Raw genomic sequence first — 16367 nt, 5'->3', positions numbered from 1 at the left:
CCCAGCCGATGTCGCCGTCGACCGTCGTGGTCTGGGTTTCGGGGATCGACAGCGTGAAGTTCTTCAGCTCGTCGTCGGCCCGAAGCGGCTCGATCAGCTGATGGCCGACCCATCTGACCGTATCGACGGCGGTTCGCGCGATGTTCCTGGCCATTGTCGTCGATGATCATATGGTAGCACGAACCAATAGGTTGACGTTCGAGGCGAATCGTGTGAATCGGTTGGCCCCGCGAAACGGAACGAATCGGTGGTGTTCAGTCGTCCGTCGTCGTGTCACTGCCGTCCGAGACACCCGTCACGACGTCGCCACCGGCGGAGTCAACCGCGACGTCCTCGCGGTCGCTGATCTCCTCGATGTGGTCCCTGAACTCCTCCGATTCCAGGATCTCGTACTCGTTTTGGAGCCCGAGATAGACGGTGTAGCACATCAACAGCAGGATGACCGCGAAGGGGAGCCCCGTCGAGACGGAGGCGGTCCGCAACGCGTCGAGACCGCCGCCGATGAGCAGCAGTGCCGCGACGCCACCCTCGGTGAGCGCCCAGAAGATGCGCTGGGTTCGCGGTACGTCGTGCTTGCCACCCGAGGTCAGGTGATCGATGACCAGCGACCCCGAGTCGGAGGACGTGACGAAGAACGTGATCACGAGCAGTGTGGCGAGGATCGACGCGATCGCACCGAGGGGGTATTGCGACAGCATCGAGAACATGGCGATCGTCTGTCCCTGGCTGTTGAGCGCGCCGACGATGCCGGCACCGCCGAGCTGGGCCGAGAGCGCACTCCCGCCGAACGACGAGAGCCAGACGAACGAGAACAGCGCCGGCAGGATGAGCACGCCGAGGACGAACTGTCTGATCGTCCGCCCCTTCGAGATGCGTGCGATGAACATCCCGACGAACGGCGACCACGAGATCCACCAGCCCCAGTAGAAGATCGTCCACGTCCCGAGGAACTCCTTTGCACCCCCGCCGGCGAACGCGGCCGAGAAGAAGCTCAACCCGGGGAAGTTGACGAGATACGTACCGAGCCCGCTGACGAGGCCGTCGAAGATGTACAGCGTCGGGCCGACGATGATCAGGAAGCCAAGCATGATGAACATGAGATAGAGATTGAGCGTACTCAGCCGCTTGACGCCGCCGTCGAGGCCCGCGGCCACCGACGCGGTGGCGATGAGCGTGATGCCGACGATGAGCGCGACCTGGGGCCATACCCCGACCGGCACGCCCGCGCCGAGCAGTTCACCCGCCACGACGTCGAGACCCTGGTTCACCTGCGCGACGCCGAGACCGAGCGAGGTCGACAGGCCGAACAGCGTCGCGAACACCGTCACGAGGTCGATGACGTGCCCCGGCCAGCCGTAGATGCGCTCGCCGAGCAGCGGCCAGAAGATCGACCGGAACGTGAGCGGCAGTCCGCGGTTGAACGAGAAGAAGGCGAGTCCGAGCCCGACGAGTGCGTAGACCGCCCACGGGTGGACGCCCCAGTGGAAGAACGTCTGTGCGAGCGCCGGGCCGGCCGCAGCGGCCGTGTTCGCCTGTGCGTCACCAGCGAAGAAGGGGGGAACGCCGTCGAAGAACGTCATCGGCTCGGCGACGCTGAAGAACATGAGTCCGATGCCCATGCCCGCGCTGAACAGCATCGCCATCCACGAGAAGGTGCTGAACTCCGTTTCGGCCTCGACGCCGCCGATCCTGATCTTGCCGTACTTACCGATCGCGAAATAGAGGACGGTAACGATGAAGACGTTCATCGCGAGGATGTAAAACCAGCCGAAGTAGGTGTTGATGGCGTTGAAGATGTCCGTATAGATGACGGCAGCTTGATCGCCGAGAAGGATCGTCGCCGCGACGAACAGGACGATCAGCGCCAGCGCGACCGGGAAGACGATCGGATGGACGTCGAATCGACCACCCAGTAGCTGCTTGTTGGTGTCGCCCGGCTCCCGTTCGGAGTCGGGATGGAACAGTTCGACCTGCAACCCTTCCGACATCTCGCCCGTCGCTTCGTCGTGTTCGGCGTCAGCCATCTTCGGTCTCCGGACGATGCTCGTAGTCGGTTCGGTTCGATTCGCATCCGTGTACTGTCATCATATTGTTGTGATCCGCTCGTCGGTGGCTGTGTTCGGTTCGTCCGGCGTGCGCCCCGCCGGCGGTCGAGCGGTCCGCCGACGCGGCCCGCTTCCGTGACTGCCGACTACACTGTGCTATCGGATCGCATAGCTGTTCTTCGCAAGCTACCGTATAAACCTTTCCTCCCATAGTCGGCCATTATTATAACGAACGTTCGTATCAGAGCCTGTCGCCTGCATCGAAGCCGGGGCGGCCGACGACGAATGCGCCCGTTGCGAACTCTCTCCGATTCTCCCCAAGAGCTATGTTATCACGAGCCTATGGCGACTTCGTTTCGTTCCTTGGTAGCTGTATCGATCGATGAACGATCGGTTTCGCTCCCGGTGCGAATCGGGTCGATCACTCCTCGGCGAGTGTGGTTTCGATGAGTGCGGCCGTCCCACGGCGGATGCGACCGCCGACGGCCGTCGGCGAGATGTCGAGCCGGTTGGCCAGCTCTTCGAGCGAACTCGTGCGCGGTTCCTCGAAGTAGCCCTCCTCGTAGGCCGTCACCAGCGCGTCGAGCTGTGGGTCGGTCAGCGCCGTCAGCTCCGCGTCGACCCAGGATTGGTCGCGGAACAGTCGTTGGAGCTCGAACGTGATCCCTGCTTCCTGACAGTACTCCCAGAGCTGCGAGAGCGCCTCGCGATCCTCGAACTGGAGACGGACGGTCCAGCCGGTGCCGTCGCTGGTCGCATCGCGCATCAGCCCGCCGAGTTCGATCGTCTTCGGCGACAGCAGTAGCGTCTCCGGGGTGTGCTCCAGCCGATAGACGGTCCCGGAATCGGCGTCGTTCACCTGCATCCACTCGACGACGGTGTGGTCGCGTTCGATGGCCGCCTCGAACGCTTGCCCGCCGTTCTCGACGTAGAAGAAGAACAGTCCCGTGTCGGGATCCGTCACCGACTGTGACATAACCCGGATCCCCACGTCGGGGCACTCGCGGATCGTCGGCGACAGCGCGAGATCCTCGTGGGCGATGTGGACGATGGCGATGAGACTCATCGGTTCACATCCGGTGAGTCGGGTCGGCCTCGGCGTACCATTCGTGTACGTGGATAGCGGTCACACGGAAGTTAAATATGTGGGTCGATAACACCCAAACCGATCGTCGAGATCGCCCGGCCAGCGGTGGTCGTCCGTTCGCTCGTCGGCTCGTTCTCGGCGGATGAGGGAACGAGAGAACACGAGAAGACGGCCATCGATGGCCTTTCGACGACGCAGCGGATCGAGACAACAGTCTTATACGAACTGAACGGTCAGTTAATGGCGATCGATGGATGCAATACGAGTCGAGGGGTTGACGAAGGAGTTCGACGCGGTCACGGCGGTCGACGGACTGTCGTTCGCCGTCGAGCAGGGCGAGATATTCGGACTGCTCGGCCCGAACGGCGCGGGGAAGTCGACGCTGATCAACATGCTCGTGACGCTGCTCGATTCGACGTCGGGCACCGCACGCGTCAACGGGTACGATATCAACGACGAGACCGGCGACGTGCGCGACAGTCTCGGGATCGTCTTCCAGGAACCGGCGGTCGACGAGGAGCTGACTGGTGCCGAGAACCTCGCCTTTCACGCGCGGATGTACGGCAAGCGAAAGGCCGAGCGCGAGCAACGCATCCCAGAGGTGCTTGAACTCGTCGGTCTCGCCGACGAAGCGGACCAGCCCGTCGAGAGCTACTCGGGCGGGATGCAGCGCCGTCTCGAAATCGGTCGAGGGCTGATGCACGAGCCCGCGGTGCTCTTCCTCGACGAACCCACGACCGGGCTCGATGCACGCACCCGCCGGGACACGTGGGGGTACATCCAGCGGCTCAACGAGCAATCGGACGTAACGATCGTCATCACGACGCACTACATGGACGAGGCGGATTTCCTTTGCGAGCGCGTCGCGATCATGGACCACGGTGAGATCGTCGCGGTCGATAGCCCCGAGAGCCTCAAGGACTCGCTCGGCGGCGACGTCGTCACGCTCGGGTTGGAGAACTCCTCCCGGGAACTGTTCGCCCGCCTCGACGAGCAGCCCTGGGTGCGCGAGCACACCGAGACCGAGGAAGGTGTCGCGGTCACGATGGCCCACGGCGATACGCGGGTCGCCGATCTCGTTCGTCTCGCCGACGAGGCGGGAGCGAGTATCGCCTCGGTCGATCTCCGGAAGCCGACCCTCGAAAACGTCTTCCTCTCGCTGACCGGCAGCACCATCAGCGAGCGCGAGGCGAGCGTTGCCGATCGGCGCGAGGAGGACGGCGAGGACCGTACGACGGCCGAGGCTGCGGAGGTCGCCGAATGAGCCTCGTCGACCCGCTCGGCATCTACGGGCTCTGGCTCCGTGACGTCAAGCGATTCCTGCGGACACCCTCACAGATCATCGGCTCGCTGACGTTCCCGCTGATGTTCCTGCTCTTTCTGGGCTTCGGCTTCAGCGGCGCGGCCATCCCCGGTCTCCCCGAGGGCGTCGACTATCTCCAGTATCTCGTCCCCGGCATCATGGGATTCACCATGCTTCTGGGGGCTTCGTTCGCGGGCCTGGCGATCCTCTCGGACCAGGACGTCGGCTTCCTCAAGGAGATCCTCGTCGCGCCGGTGAGTCGCACCTCGATCGTGCTCGGTCGGATCGCCGGCGGCTCGACGACCGCGATCGTCCAGGCCGTCCTGATCCTCGTGCTCTCGATCCCGCTCGGCTTCGAGCTCGCGGGCTGGCTGTCGATCCCGCTGGCGGCGGTCTTCCTGCTCCTCATCGCGATCACCTTCGTCGGCTTCGGCATCGCGCTGGCCTCGCAGTTCTCCGACAGCGAGGGGTTCGGCCTGATCGTCCAGTTCATCGTCTTCCCGCTCTTCTTCCTCTCGGGCGCGATCTACCCCATCGAGGGGCTGCCCGGCCCGGTGCAGTATCTCGCGCTGATCAACCCGCTGACCTACGGCGTCGACGGGCTCCGGGCCGCGCTGGTCGGTGCCTCGACGTACTCGCCGGTTGTCGATTTCGGCGCACTCGTGATCTCCTCGATCGTGATGGTCTCGGTCGGTGCGTATCTCTTCGAGCGCGTCGAGACCGTCTGAACCGACTGAACGATACTCCCTCTCCCCCCCCCTCTTCACGCTCTCAGTCGTCGTCCGCTTCGATGACCCGCTCGGGCGTCTGCTCGGACTGTGCCTGCCAGAGCTCGGTGTACGCGCTGTCGGCCGCAAGCAGTTCCTCGTGGCTTCCGCGCTCGGTGATGGATCCGTCCTCGATCACGACGATGCGATCGGCGTCCCGGATCGTCGAGAGTCGGTGGGCGATGACGAACGCCGTCCGGTCGGCGGTGAGCCGTGCGAGACTCTCCTGGATCCGTTCTTCGGTCTCGGTGTCGACGTCGGAGGTGGCTTCGTCGAGGACGATGATCGCGGGGTCGTTGAGCAACGCGCGAGCGATGGCGAGGCGCTGGCGCTGGCCGCCCGAGAGTTTGACGCCGCGCTCGCCGATCTGCGTGTCGTAGCCCTCGGGGAGATCGCTGACGAACTCGTGGGCCTCGGCGGCCCTCGCGGCCGCACGCACGCGCTCGTCGAGCCCCGCACCGTCCATCGTCCGTTCGAGCGCCTCGTCGGTGCCGTACGCGATGTTCTCGGCGACCGTCCCCGAGAACAGATACGGGTTCTGCTCGACGATGCCGACCGCCTCGCGCAGCGCTTCGAGATCGTACTCGCGGACGTCGGTGTCGTCGACATGCACTGCGCCCCCGTCGACGTCGTAGAACCGTGGGATGAGCTTCAGCAGCGTCGATTTCCCTGCACCGGTGGCACCGACGAGCCCGATCGTCTCGCCGGGGTCGACGTCGAGCGAGAGCCCGTCGATGACCGATTCGCCGTCGTCGTAGCCGAAGGTGACATCGTCGAAATTCACCATGCCGTCGACGTGCTCGGGGACGTGGCCGTCCTCGGGCGAGGTGATTGCCGGCTCGTGGCTCAACACGCCGAAGACGCGCTCGGCGCTCGATTTGGCGAGTTGGTACTTGTTCGCCGTCTTGCCGATCCGGCGCATTGGCGAGTAGAGCCGCCTGATGTAGAGGAAGACGCCGGCGAACGCGCCGACCGAGACCGCGCCGGGTGCACCCACGATGACGTCGCGGCCGCCGACGTAGAGCACGGCGACGAACACGACGCCGGTGAGCACGCGGAGCGCGGAGAAGAACGCCCGGCGGATCTTGATCGCGCCCACCTGCTCGTCGTGGTAGCGCTCGCTCTGGGCGGCGACGCGCCCGCGCTCGAACTCGTAGCGGTTGAACGATTTGATCACCGGCGCACCGCCCAGGTTGTTCTCCAGGCGGGTGTTGAGCCGCGCGACCGTCTCGCGGATCGCACGGTAGCGCGGTTCGACCCAGCGGAGGAAGGCACCGCTCGCGATCCCGATGAGGGGGACGGGCGCGAGCGCGATGAGCGCCAGCGTCGGCGACTGGATGAACAGGATGATCCCGATGCCGCCGACGACGGCGATCACGCGGATGATCTGACGGATTTCGGTGTTGAGAAACCGTTCCAACCTGTTGATGTCGCTGTTGAGGATCGACAGCATCCCGCCCGTCTGATGGTTGGCGAAAAAGCCCATCGAGAGGTGTTGCATGTGGTCGTAGGCGTCGTTGCGGAGGTCGCGCTGGATCTTCTGTGCCACCGACTGGAGCAGATAGCGCGAGACGAACCGCGTCACCGACCGGATTAGATAGGCGAGCGCCGCGATGGCGACCAGCCGTTCGAGGAGCGCGAGCCGGGGTGCCTGCCCGGCGATGGTCCCGCCCGGCAGTAATCCAGCCTGTACCAGCAGTCCCGATCCACCGGTCGAACTGTCGATGAGATCGATCGCAGCGGCGACGATCAGCGGCGGGACGAGCCGCGCGAACCGCGTCAGTAGCGAGGCACCCACGCCGACGCTCAGGCGCTTCCAGTAGGGGATCGCATACCGAAGGAGGCCGACCATCGGATTGCCCGTGACCTCGTCACGGATCTCCTCGAACCCCCCGAGTTCCTCCTCCGACGACATTGTCGACACCAGCGGACGAACGCTCAAGAGGCCGTTCATTCGACACGACCTCGGTCCCCTCATCGGTGCTCGCTCCGTCGCCAGATAGCAGCGAGCGCTCACGATCCTCCCTGCTCGCTCACCGCCGATTCGCATCAGTAGAAATAATAGAAATGCGAAACTTTCCGCGTGACACCAGAAATGAACAGAAGTACATAGATTTTTGTTGCCCGAGGATTCATCGATCACATGGACAAGCTCGCCGACGTCGACACCGAGGCATTGCAGGCCGCTCTCGGAGACGCTTCGGAATCGAAGGCCGTGAAACGGTTGATGGTCGCACTCGCGTACGCCGACGGCGTCAGCGTCGAAACCGTGAGCGAGCGCTACGATATCCCGCGTGCGACCGTCTACTCCTGGCTCGACCGGTTCGAACAGCAGTCGATCGCGGAGGCGATCACGGACGACTCCCGACCGGGACGCCCGGCGAAACTCGATCCCTCACAACGACGGCAGCTGGCGGCCGATCTGGCCCGATCACCCGCCGAACTGGGCTACGATTCGGCCGAATGGACGCCCGAACGGGCACGGGAGCATATCGAACGGATGTACGATATCAGCTACTCGCTGGGCCACGTCCGTCGATTGTTGCAAGAATCCTCGGCTGGTACGTGAACAGCCGGTCGTCTCGATACCGTTCTTTTCTACTCTTCTTGTTTGTCGGGTTGGATCGAATGGTATTACAATTACTTCTATTTCACTATTGGCGGGATCTATCGGTTTTCGAATGTGTTCGGTACCGTTCGCTCCATCTTCGTCGATCGTCAGCAGTGATCCATCACAATTTCCGACGGCATGCATGATCGTACGAGCGTTTTTCTCGATTCGAGAATCGACGATCGACGGTCAGATTTCGGTCACGCGCTCGTAGTCGTCGTCGAGGGCGGCGGCGTCGTCGGGCAGGAGCGCGACGACGAGATAGTCGGGATACTCGGCGAAGTAGTCGACGAGCCGGGCGATACGGTCCGAATCCACCGCTTCGAGCGAGTCGAGCAGCATCACCGGCACGGTCTCGTGGAGATCGTGGACGAGATAGCCCGCGAGCGCGAACACTAATCCTGTCACCTCGCGCTCGCTCTCCGAGAGGTGGTCGATCGTGTCCTCGTAGGCGGTTCCCGACTGCGTGGTGCGCACGACGTGGAGCTCGAAGACGCTCTTGTCGACCTTTCGACGGCCTTCGCGGACGGTCTGTTCGACGCGCTCGATCCAGATGCGCTCGATGTTCTCGTAATCGAGCAGGTCGAGCACGGTCGCCATGTGGTCGTTGAACCCCTCGACGGCCTCGGTTTCGATGCGCTCGATGCGCGTGCGCAGCTCTTCGAGTTCGTCCTGCACGTCGGCGCGCTGGCCTTCGAGCCGGTCGCGCTCGTCGAGGCGCTCCTCGATGTCGGCGATCTCCGCGACGACCTCCTCGCGATCGCCCTCAACTCTACCGAGCTCGAATTCGAGCTGGTTGGCCTCCTTGTGGAGGTCGAGCAGTTCGGTGTACTCCTCGTTTTCGAGCTGTTCGACCTCGGTTTCGAGGGTTTCGATCTCGTCGGTCAGCGCGTCGCGTTCGGCAGCGAGATCGTCGAGGGTGGTCTCGTGGTCGTCGAGCTCGCCCTCGATCCGGTCGAGACGGCGTTCGAGTCGGTCGCGCTGCTGTTGTTTCTCGTCGAGCGCGTTCCGTTCGGTGACGAGCTCGTCGAGCTCTTCGCGGACGTCGTTGACGTCGGCGAGGGTTTCCTGGCGGAGGCTGCGCAGGCGATCGAGCGTGGCCTCGATCTGGTCGGCGTCGACGTCGCTACCGCAGGTCCAGCAGGTGACGGTTTCGTCGGCAACCAGCTGATCGGTGACCGAATCGTCCCCGTCGGACGACCCCTCGTTGAGGGAATCGAGGCGACCGACGTCGTCGCCGTCGAGCATGTCCTCGTTGAACTGGACGATGCTCTGGAGCTCGGAGAGTTCGCTTTCGAGGCTGCTCTCGCGCTCGCGGAGCCGTTCGATCTCGGCGTCGAGTTCGCTGCGCTCGCCGGCGGGCGCGTCGGGGAGCTCGTCGTAGTCGGCTTCGAGCTCGGCGCGTTCGTCGTGGAGAGCGTCGACGCTCTCTTCGTGAGTGTCGATGTCGTAGCGGACGTTTTCGAGCTCCGAGCGCGTCCGGCGGAGCTCGTCGAGCGTGTCTTCGAGTTCGGCCTTCTCCTCGCGGGTTTCGTCGACGTCGCGGTCGGCGTCGTCGAGCTCGGCCTCTTTGGCTTCGAGCGCGTCGCGTTTGTCCTCGATCTTCTCGTCGAGGCGGCGACGCTTCGCTTCGAGATCGGGGAGACCGTCCTGGAGGGCGTCGAGCTCCTCCAACTGGTCGTCGAGCTCGCGGCGGCGATCCTCCAGATCGCTGATCTCGGCGCGGATGACGTCGGTGTCGATCGGGCGCATGATCAGATCGCGGAGGTCGTCGCTGCGGGCGACCGCCCGGCGGGCTTCGTTCGATTCGAGGAGGAAGGCGAACAGGTCGGCGACGGTCGGATCGTCGAGGTATGGCTCGCCGTCGGTGGCGACGACGCCGTTCTCACGCGTGAGCGTGCGCGTGTACGTGTCGTCGCCGATGGAGAGTTCGACGGTCCCCTCGTCGGCGTCGCCCTTGAGCGAGACGCTATCGCTGCCGAGCCCGGCCATCACGGCCTGGAGCAGCGACGTGCGATTGGTGGCGTTGCGTCCGGTGAGAACGGTCACGCCCGCGGCGGTCTCGACGTCGGTACGGTCGATACCGCCGACGTTCTCGACGTGTATATGAATGTCCCGTTCGGCGAGTTCCTCGGCACTCATTGATCGAGTTCGCAACGCCATGTATAAAAAAGTGACTGCCGACGACCGCGACCGTGAGGTCGCAATCGTGGCAGCACGCGTCGTGCCGGCCTTTTGTCCGTCCGACGATTCGAAACGTGGAGAAAGGGATCGGTAGACGACGGTTCAGTCTGCTATGACAGGATGACTGCTGTCATGGCTACCTGTCGGACGAGTCGGTCGTGCATTCGCAGCCCCCGCGATCGAACAGCTCCGTCACCTGGTACTGCGCGCCGCAATCCTCACAGAGCACACGCACGTCGATGAGAACGTTGAACGCGCCGAGCGTGATGTGGCCGGTGTTGCGCAGTCGCTCGATTTTGCTCTCGACGATCGTCGTCATGCGACGTCTGAGTCGGCGGACGTTCGTGGTTTCGGTCTCGACCGGGTCGTCGTCGTTCGACGAATAGCTCACGTCACGATAGCTCGTCAGATAGGTGTGGATGGCCTGCCGCGAGACGAAATCCGCCGTCAGCCGATCGACGTCGATCCCCTGCTGTTCGAGTCGGTTGGTGGCTTGGACGGCGGCCCCGCTGCTCACGCTCTCGTCGGTCAACAGTCGATAGAGATTCGCCTGCTCGCCGTCGAGTGTGTCCACCGAGGCGTCCCGGAGGACACGAGCGAGCAGCTCCCGGTTGAAGTAGTCCGCCAGCTCGCGCAGGCTCTTGCGCTCGGTCGCCTCGTCCGTCCAATATTCGACGAGCTCGTCGCCCAGTCCCACGAGCTCGTACCGTTGCAGCACCCGTACGATCTTGCTGTTCGAATCGCCGGTCGTATCGTCGCTACTGTCCGGTTCGTTCGCGTCGGTCATTGACTCTGCTACAGCGGCGATCGATAAAAACTCCCTGCTCGTCCGCCGCATATCGTCCCGATTCCTCTGCGGTGTTGTCCAACATCCGAAACCATCCCGGTTGCTCGGTCGGTGACCGACGCTCGATTCCACATTTCGAAAGGATATTGATTGGACGCTGAACCGGACGAACCGCTGGCATCGATCACGCTGCATCGATATCGACGGAAACAGCGCTCTTGTCGCCTATTGTCCGACAGTCAGTTCTCACGAACATCCTGATTCGGCCACCGCTGCACGCTCAGCGAAAGAACAATCGTTTTACGTTGTGATCGATGCGTTCTCATGTGATGAACGCATGAAGCTGGAGGACGAAACGACCGTGAAGACGACGACGAAATCGCTCCGGATCGTCGAGTTCGTTCACGAGCACAATGGGGCGGGGATCACCGAGATCGCCACCCAGCTGGAGCTCTCGAAGAGCACGGTGTACAAACACCTCAGAACCCTCGAACAGGAGCGCTACGTCTACAAGGGCGACGGCGACGTCTACTACGTCGGGCTGCGATTCCTGAGTCTCGGGGTCGGTGCGCGCCGACGGCGACGGATCTACGAGACGGCGAAGCCGGAGATCCAGCGGCTGGCCGAGGAATCCGGCGAGATGGCGAACCTGCTGGTCGAGGAGCACGGCCGTGGCATCTTCCTCTACCGGGCCGACAGCAGCCGTGCGGTGAACCTCGATACGCACGCCGGTCGCGAGGTCTACCTCCACACGACGGCGATGGGCAAGGCGATCCTCGCCTGTCTCCCCGAACGCCGCGTGAACGAGATCATCGATCGTCACGGGCTCCCGGAGATGACCGAACACACGATCACCGACCGCGAACTCCTGTTCGAGGACCTCGACACGATCGCCGAGCAGGGCTGGGCGGTCGATCGCGAGGAACGACTGAAGGGGCTCTGCTGTGTCGCCACGGCGATCACCGATCCCGACGACACGCCGCTCGGTGCGATCAGTGTCTCCGGCCCGCGCAGCCGGCTGAAGGACGGGAAACTCGTCGACGAGCTGCCGGAGCTGATCCTCAACATCAAGAACGTCATCGAACTCAACGTCGCCTACGAGTGACTTTTCTCCTCCGTCACCTGCAGCCCTGATTTCCCAGCGAACCAGCATCCGAGCGCAGCAATCGTTCGCCCAAACGAAACAGCTGTTGAGCATAGCGCAACATCATTCCGACGGATCGGATAGATACCGAGAGCGCGGACGAGTGAGAACGAAGAGAGAGTCCCGATTTCTCAGCGCGTGTCGTCGCTCTCGCCGACCACCAACACCCGGAGGTCGTTGACGTTGGTGCCCGTCTTGCCGGTGTCGACGACCAGTCCGCGCTCGGCGAGATACGGGTAGACGTCGTTGGCCGCCAGCGCTGCCCGTGCCCTCCGTTCGTCATCGAGTGCGTCACGATCGGCGATCGCGCCGGCGACGTCGCTCGCGCCGTCTTTGCCGTCTGTGTCGACACTGGCGACCACCACGTCCGCCGATGTGCTGGTGAGTGCGCCGCTGAGGACGAACTCCTGATTGGGGCCGCCCGAGCCGTCGCCGTCTAGAGTTACGGTCGTCTCGCCACCCGAGAGCAACACCGCCGGCGGCGAGACGGGGTTTTCGGTCGCGAGCGCCTCGTCGGCGATCGCGGCGTGCGTCTTCGCCGCCTCGCGCGCTTCGCCCTCGACCTGTGAGGAGAGAATCACCGGCGTGTAGCCGTGCTCCTCGGCAACCGATCGTGCCGCCGCCAGCGCGGTGAACCCGTTGGCGAGCATGTGGAGTTCGGTCCGCTCGAACGCCGGATCGTTGGCGGTCGGGGTCTCCGATCGTTCGCCATCGTCGCCGTTTTCGAGTCGTTCCTCGATCGCCGCCGAGGGCTGGATGTCGTACCGATCGAGCACGTCACGTGCGTCGGCGTACGTCGACTCGTCCGGGACGGTCGGCCCGCTGGCGATGATGCTCGGATCGTCGCCGACGACGTCGCTGAGCACGAGACTGTGGACAGTCGCCGGTGCCGCCGCGGCGGCGAGCTGTCCGCCCTTGATCGCCGAGAGATGTTTCCGCACGGCGTTGATCTCGTGGATCGTCGCGCCGCTCGACAGCAGGTCGTCGGTCAGCGACTGGAGTTCGGCGAGCGAGACACCGTCGACGGGTGCCGGCAACAGCGCGCTGCCACCTCCCGAGATCAGGCAGAGGACGAGCGTCTCCGCGGTCGCGTCGTCGGCGAGCGAGAGCACGCGTCGCGCACCCTCCTCGCCGGCCTCGTTCGGCGTTGGATGCGACCCCTCGACGACCGCGATCCGATCGGTCTCCTGAGGATCGTTCGTGACGACGACGCCATCGGTGAGTCGGTCGCCGAGTACATCCTCGATGACGTTCGCCATCTGTGCGGCGGCCTTCCCGCCGCCGACGACCACGACCTCTCCATAGTCGTCGAGATCGACGGTCGCATCGCCGATCGTCAGCGCCGATCCGTCGCGATCGAGCGCCTCGCTCATCACGCGCGTCGGCTGTGTCGCCTCGATACCCGCCGCGATGCAGTCGAGAGCCGTCTCGTGGGCGGGCGTTTTCGCGAGCTCCTCCCGGTTTCGTATCATCGGTGTTCCTCCCCGCTCTTCTGATCTATGCGATCCATTCTCCCTCCCGCTCGCCCGGAGTGCTGTCTCGGCGACTGGCTGCCATGCGATGGCGTTTCGCCCCCGTGTATAAAAATCGTCGGTAGCCGACGCGATGCAGCCATCGACGGCTGTCGCTCTCCTCGTCGTGAGCGCTGTGAATAATCGAAACCGCTCGAAAAGTGGTTCGACCCGTTTAGAAGATCGACTTGTCGGTCTCTTTGGCGGTGAGGAACTCGAGGAGGACGGGCGTTCCTTCCTCGGTCTTCTGGACACCGCGCTCGATCGCGTCGCTGATCTCGTCGGGATCCTCGATGCGCTCGCCGTAGCCGCCGAGCGACTCGGCGAAGTCGGCGTAGTGACCCGAGAACTCGGTGTCGTAGGAGGCCATCTCGAAGTTGTTGAGCACGACCTCCATGATCGGGATGTCCTCGCGGGCGGCGGTCTCGAAGTCCATGCCGGTCATGCCGATCGCACCGTCGCCCATGATGTGGACGCAGGTCTTCTCCGGGCGGATGAGCTTCGCGCCCATCATGAGGCCGAGCCCGTAGCCGAGCTGAGTGGTTTTGCCCCAGCCGACGTAGGAGAGCGGCTCCGTGACCTCGAAGAACGGGGCCATGAAGTCGCGTGCGTTACCGGCGTCGTGGGTGACGATCGAGCCCTCCTTGTCGAGCGCCTTGTCGAACTCGTGGACCACTCTATAAGGATTGATCGGCGTCTCGTCGGAGGTGAGTTTCGGCCGCCAGTCTTCGAGCCACTCCTCACGAACCGATTCGATCTCCTGGACGATGTCGTCGCGGCGACCGCGCGATCCGTCGACGCGACCGTTGACGACGTCGTTGAGTGCTTCGAGCGTCAGCTTCGCGTCGCCGACGAGCGAATACTCCGAGGAGACGTCCTTGTCGATGTCGCCCGCGTCGAGCGTCGAGTGGATGACCGTCTTGTCGTCGGGAACGGTGATGCCGTAGGCGGTGTCGGTGAAACTGCAGCCGACGCCGAAGACGACGTCACACTCCTGTAGGAAGTGGTGGAGCTGACCGGGCTCGCTCTTGCTGCCGGCACCGATCGAGAGCGGGTGGTCCTCCGGGAACGCGCTCTTGCCGTTGAGGCTCGTTGCAACTGGGACTTCGAGCGTCTCCGCGAGCTCCTTGAGCGGCTCCCAGGCCTTCGCGTAGTGGACGCCCTGACCGGCGTAGAGGATCGGGTTCTCCGCTTCGAGCAGGACGTCGGCGACCTCATCGACGCCGCTGGGGTCGGGCCCCGAGCGGGTCGTGCTCGTCGGCGTGTAGTCGAACTCCTCGACGTCCTCGGAGAAGACGTCTTTCGGGACCTCGACGACGGCCGGCCGTGGGCGGCCGTTCCGTGCCGTGTTGAACGCGCGCCGCATCGTGTCGTCGACGGCGTCGGGGTCGGTGAGCTGTTCGCAGGTCTTGCTCACAGGCTGGTAGGTGAGGAACGAGTTGAACCGGGGATCGACGTCGGTGTCGGCCAGGTCGTAGCCCGCCGGGATCGCGACGAGCGGTGCCGATTCGGTGTACGCCTGCGCGACGCCCCCGACGGAGTTCTCCGTGCCGGGACCGTGCTGGCAGGCGAATGCTGCGATGTTCTCACCCGAGGAGACACGCCCGATGCCGTCGGCCATGTGCAGCGCGGTGCGCTCCTGTCGTGTGATGATTGTGCGGACGCCCGCGTCCTCCGCCGAGCCGGTGTCGAACAGGGGGTTACTCGGGAATCCGAACAGATACTCTACGCCCTCCGCTTTCAGCACTTCCGCAATAGATTCGTTAACGTTCATGCTAGTACTCCATCGGTCGATGGACATCTACGAAACAACCCGGGGTGCTCATAAGTTTGTCGCATAGCAAGGTTGTTCGCCCGTCCTGTCAGCGATCGTTCCAACAGAGTCAAATGACGCGCTCGTGTTCGTACGGCTGTTCAGCGATGACCGACGACACCGATCTGCAACGGCTCTGCGTTCACGAATCGATCGGCAACAAGATCCCGAAGGAGGGGTTCGTCGAGGCGTTCGACGAGCTCTCGACCCCCGTCGAACTCGTCGGCGACGACGAGAGCTACGACGAGGGCGACGCGGTCGCCTCGTTCAAACCTCGTCCCGAGTTCCTGGACGCCGGCTGGGTACACGTCATCCGCGCGGGCTACGACGCGTTCGACACCGACGAGTACGAGGCGAACGGCACGCCGCTGACCAACAGTACGGGAATTCACGGAACGACCGTCGGCGAGATCGCCGTCGGCTACATGCTCTCGCTCGCCCGCATGCTGCACGTCTACCGCGACCACCAGAACGACAGCGACTGGTACGAACCCGAGTATCAGCGCCCGTTCACCGTCGAAAACGAGCGCCTGTGCGTCGTCGGTCTCGGCACGCTCGGTCAGGGGATCGCCACGCGCGCGGACGCGCTCGGAATGGACGTCGTCGGCGTCCGTCGCTCCCAGGAGTCGGTCCCGGGTGTCTCCGAGGTGTACCACCCTGACGATCTCCACGAGGCAATCGCCGACGCCCGGTTCGTCGCGGTCGCCGTCCCGCACACGCCGTCGACGGAGGGGATGATCAGCACCGACGAACTGGCAACGATGCGCGACGACGCCTACCTCGTCAACGTCGCCCGCGGTCCGATCGTCGATCAGGACGCGCTGGTCGACGCGCTCGACGCCGGCACGATCGCCGGCGCGGGCCTCGACGTCTTCGAGACCGAACCCTTGCCTGAAGAATCGCCGCTGTGGGACTTCGAGGAGGTCATCATCTCGCCACACCGCGGATCGGCGACGAACCGCTACCACCTCGACATCGCCGAACTGGTCGCCGAGAACGTCCGGCGATACCAGGACGGCGAGTCGCTGAAGAACCGCGTCGCCTGATCGACGGCGCTCCATCGGAACACGCCGTGTCTTTTTCGAGAACCGTCACGCCGACAGCCGCGTGGAATC

12 protein-coding genes are annotated in these 16367 nt (G+C 64.1%); 5 read left to right on the top strand and 7 right to left on the bottom strand.

The features are described from left to right. Window positions 1-254 precede the first annotated feature (254 nt). Both C448_RS12630 and C448_RS12625 read right to left on the bottom strand, forming a co-directional pair. Entirely contained in the window at window positions 255-2024 is a 1770-nt protein-coding gene (locus C448_RS12630) for a BCCT family transporter (protein ID WP_004055376.1), read from the bottom strand. Between the two features lie 442 nt (window positions 2025-2466). Next, window positions 2467-3111: a helix-turn-helix domain-containing protein gene (locus tag C448_RS12625; protein ID WP_004055375.1), complete on the bottom strand. Its 645-nt coding sequence runs from the start codon at window positions 3109-3111 to the stop codon at window positions 2467-2469. A gap of 271 nt (window positions 3112-3382) precedes the next feature. Between C448_RS12625 and C448_RS12620 the strand changes: the two genes are divergently transcribed. Together C448_RS12620 and C448_RS12615 are read left to right on the top strand one after the other, a co-directional pair. Beyond that, window positions 3383-4396 (top strand): daunorubicin resistance protein DrrA family ABC transporter ATP-binding protein, encoded by a 1014-nt coding sequence (locus C448_RS12620; protein WP_004055374.1) that lies wholly within the window; start codon window positions 3383-3385, stop codon window positions 4394-4396. After that, window positions 4393-5163, top strand: a complete 771-nt coding sequence (locus C448_RS12615) for an ABC transporter permease (protein WP_004055373.1) — start codon at window positions 4393-4395, stop codon at window positions 5161-5163. The genes C448_RS12620 and C448_RS12615 overlap by 4 nt, the downstream gene beginning before the upstream one ends. Before the next feature lie 43 nt (window positions 5164-5206). Here the strand turns inward: C448_RS12615 and C448_RS12610 are convergent, their stop codons facing one another. Next, the gene (locus C448_RS12610; protein WP_004055372.1) at window positions 5207-7117 is read right to left on the bottom strand and encodes an ABC transporter ATP-binding protein; all 1911 of its coding nucleotides are present in this window, start codon (window positions 7115-7117) and stop codon (window positions 5207-5209) included. Window positions 7118-7345: 228 nt separating this feature from the next. On the opposite strand from C448_RS12610, the gene C448_RS12605 reads away from it, so the two are divergent. Further along, a complete protein-coding gene (locus tag C448_RS12605; protein WP_004055371.1) occupies window positions 7346-7771 on the top strand; it encodes a helix-turn-helix domain-containing protein in 426 nt (141 codons plus the stop codon). Between the two features lie 231 nt (window positions 7772-8002). Here C448_RS12605 and C448_RS12600 read toward each other — a convergent pair whose 3' ends face one another. Then, on the bottom strand, window positions 8003-9955 hold the full coding sequence (locus tag C448_RS12600) for an archaea-specific SMC-related protein (protein ID WP_004055370.1): 1953 nt from the start codon (window positions 9953-9955) through the stop codon (window positions 8003-8005). 178 nt (window positions 9956-10133) lie between these two features. Next, the gene (rdfA, locus tag C448_RS12595; protein ID WP_004055369.1) at window positions 10134-10784 is read right to left on the bottom strand and encodes a rod-determining factor RdfA; all 651 of its coding nucleotides are present in this window, start codon (window positions 10782-10784) and stop codon (window positions 10134-10136) included. A 337-nt stretch (window positions 10785-11121) separates the two neighbouring features. Between rdfA and C448_RS12590 the strand changes: the two genes are divergently transcribed. After that, window positions 11122-11889 carry an IclR family transcriptional regulator gene (locus tag C448_RS12590; protein ID WP_004055367.1) on the top strand — a complete coding sequence of 256 codons (768 nt, stop codon included), beginning with the start codon at window positions 11122-11124 and terminating at the stop codon, window positions 11887-11889. A 170-nt stretch (window positions 11890-12059) separates the two neighbouring features. On the opposite strand, the gene C448_RS12585 is transcribed toward C448_RS12590, so the two are convergent. Together C448_RS12585 and C448_RS12580 are read right to left on the bottom strand one after the other, a co-directional pair. Continuing rightward, window positions 12060-13400: a glycerate kinase type-2 family protein gene (locus C448_RS12585; protein ID WP_004055364.1), complete on the bottom strand. Its 1341-nt coding sequence runs from the start codon at window positions 13398-13400 to the stop codon at window positions 12060-12062. Window positions 13401-13614: 214 nt separating this feature from the next. After that, entirely contained in the window at window positions 13615-15213 is a 1599-nt protein-coding gene (locus tag C448_RS12580) for a thiamine pyrophosphate-requiring protein (RefSeq protein WP_049916325.1), read from the bottom strand. A 146-nt stretch (window positions 15214-15359) separates the two neighbouring features. On the opposite strand from C448_RS12580, the gene ddh reads away from it, so the two are divergent. Next, window positions 15360-16298 (top strand): D-2-hydroxyacid dehydrogenase, encoded by a 939-nt coding sequence (gene ddh / locus C448_RS12575; RefSeq protein ID WP_049916332.1) that lies wholly within the window; start codon window positions 15360-15362, stop codon window positions 16296-16298. Window positions 16299-16367: the final 69 nt, after the last annotated feature.

Origin of the sequence: Halococcus morrhuae DSM 1307 (assembly GCF_000336695.1) — an archaeon.
Classification (GTDB): domain Archaea; phylum Halobacteriota; class Halobacteria; order Halobacteriales; family Halococcaceae; genus Halococcus; species Halococcus morrhuae.
Note: the sequence above shows the minus strand (reverse complement) of the source record. Positions and strands in the feature narration are given on the sequence as shown.

What these genes read in the sequence shown, in the direction of transcription:
- C448_RS12585 (WP_004055364.1), bottom strand. Translation starts at nt 13,400, where the DNA reads ATGATACGAAACCGGGAGGAGCTCGCGAAAACGCCCGCCCACGAGACG.
- C448_RS12600 (WP_004055370.1), bottom strand. Translation starts at nt 9,955, where the DNA reads ATGAGTGCCGAGGAACTCGCCGAACGGGACATTCATATACACGTCGAG.
- C448_RS12580 (WP_049916325.1), bottom strand. Translation starts at nt 15,213, where the DNA reads ATGAACGTTAACGAATCTATTGCGGAAGTGCTGAAAGCGGAGGGCGTA.
- ddh (WP_049916332.1), top strand. Translation starts at nt 15,360, where the DNA reads ATGACCGACGACACCGATCTGCAACGGCTCTGCGTTCACGAATCGATC.
- C448_RS12615 (WP_004055373.1), top strand. Translation starts at nt 4,393, where the DNA reads ATGAGCCTCGTCGACCCGCTCGGCATCTACGGGCTCTGGCTCCGTGAC.
- C448_RS12610 (WP_004055372.1), bottom strand. Translation starts at nt 7,117, where the DNA reads ATGTCGTCGGAGGAGGAACTCGGGGGGTTCGAGGAGATCCGTGACGAG.
- C448_RS12590 (WP_004055367.1), top strand. Translation starts at nt 11,122, where the DNA reads ATGAAGCTGGAGGACGAAACGACCGTGAAGACGACGACGAAATCGCTC.
- C448_RS12605 (WP_004055371.1), top strand. Translation starts at nt 7,346, where the DNA reads ATGGACAAGCTCGCCGACGTCGACACCGAGGCATTGCAGGCCGCTCTC.
- C448_RS12630 (WP_004055376.1), bottom strand. Translation starts at nt 2,024, where the DNA reads ATGGCTGACGCCGAACACGACGAAGCGACGGGCGAGATGTCGGAAGGG.
- C448_RS12620 (WP_004055374.1), top strand. Translation starts at nt 3,383, where the DNA reads ATGGATGCAATACGAGTCGAGGGGTTGACGAAGGAGTTCGACGCGGTC.
- C448_RS12625 (WP_004055375.1), bottom strand. Translation starts at nt 3,111, where the DNA reads ATGAGTCTCATCGCCATCGTCCACATCGCCCACGAGGATCTCGCGCTG.
- rdfA (WP_004055369.1), bottom strand. Translation starts at nt 10,784, where the DNA reads ATGACCGACGCGAACGAACCGGACAGTAGCGACGATACGACCGGCGAT.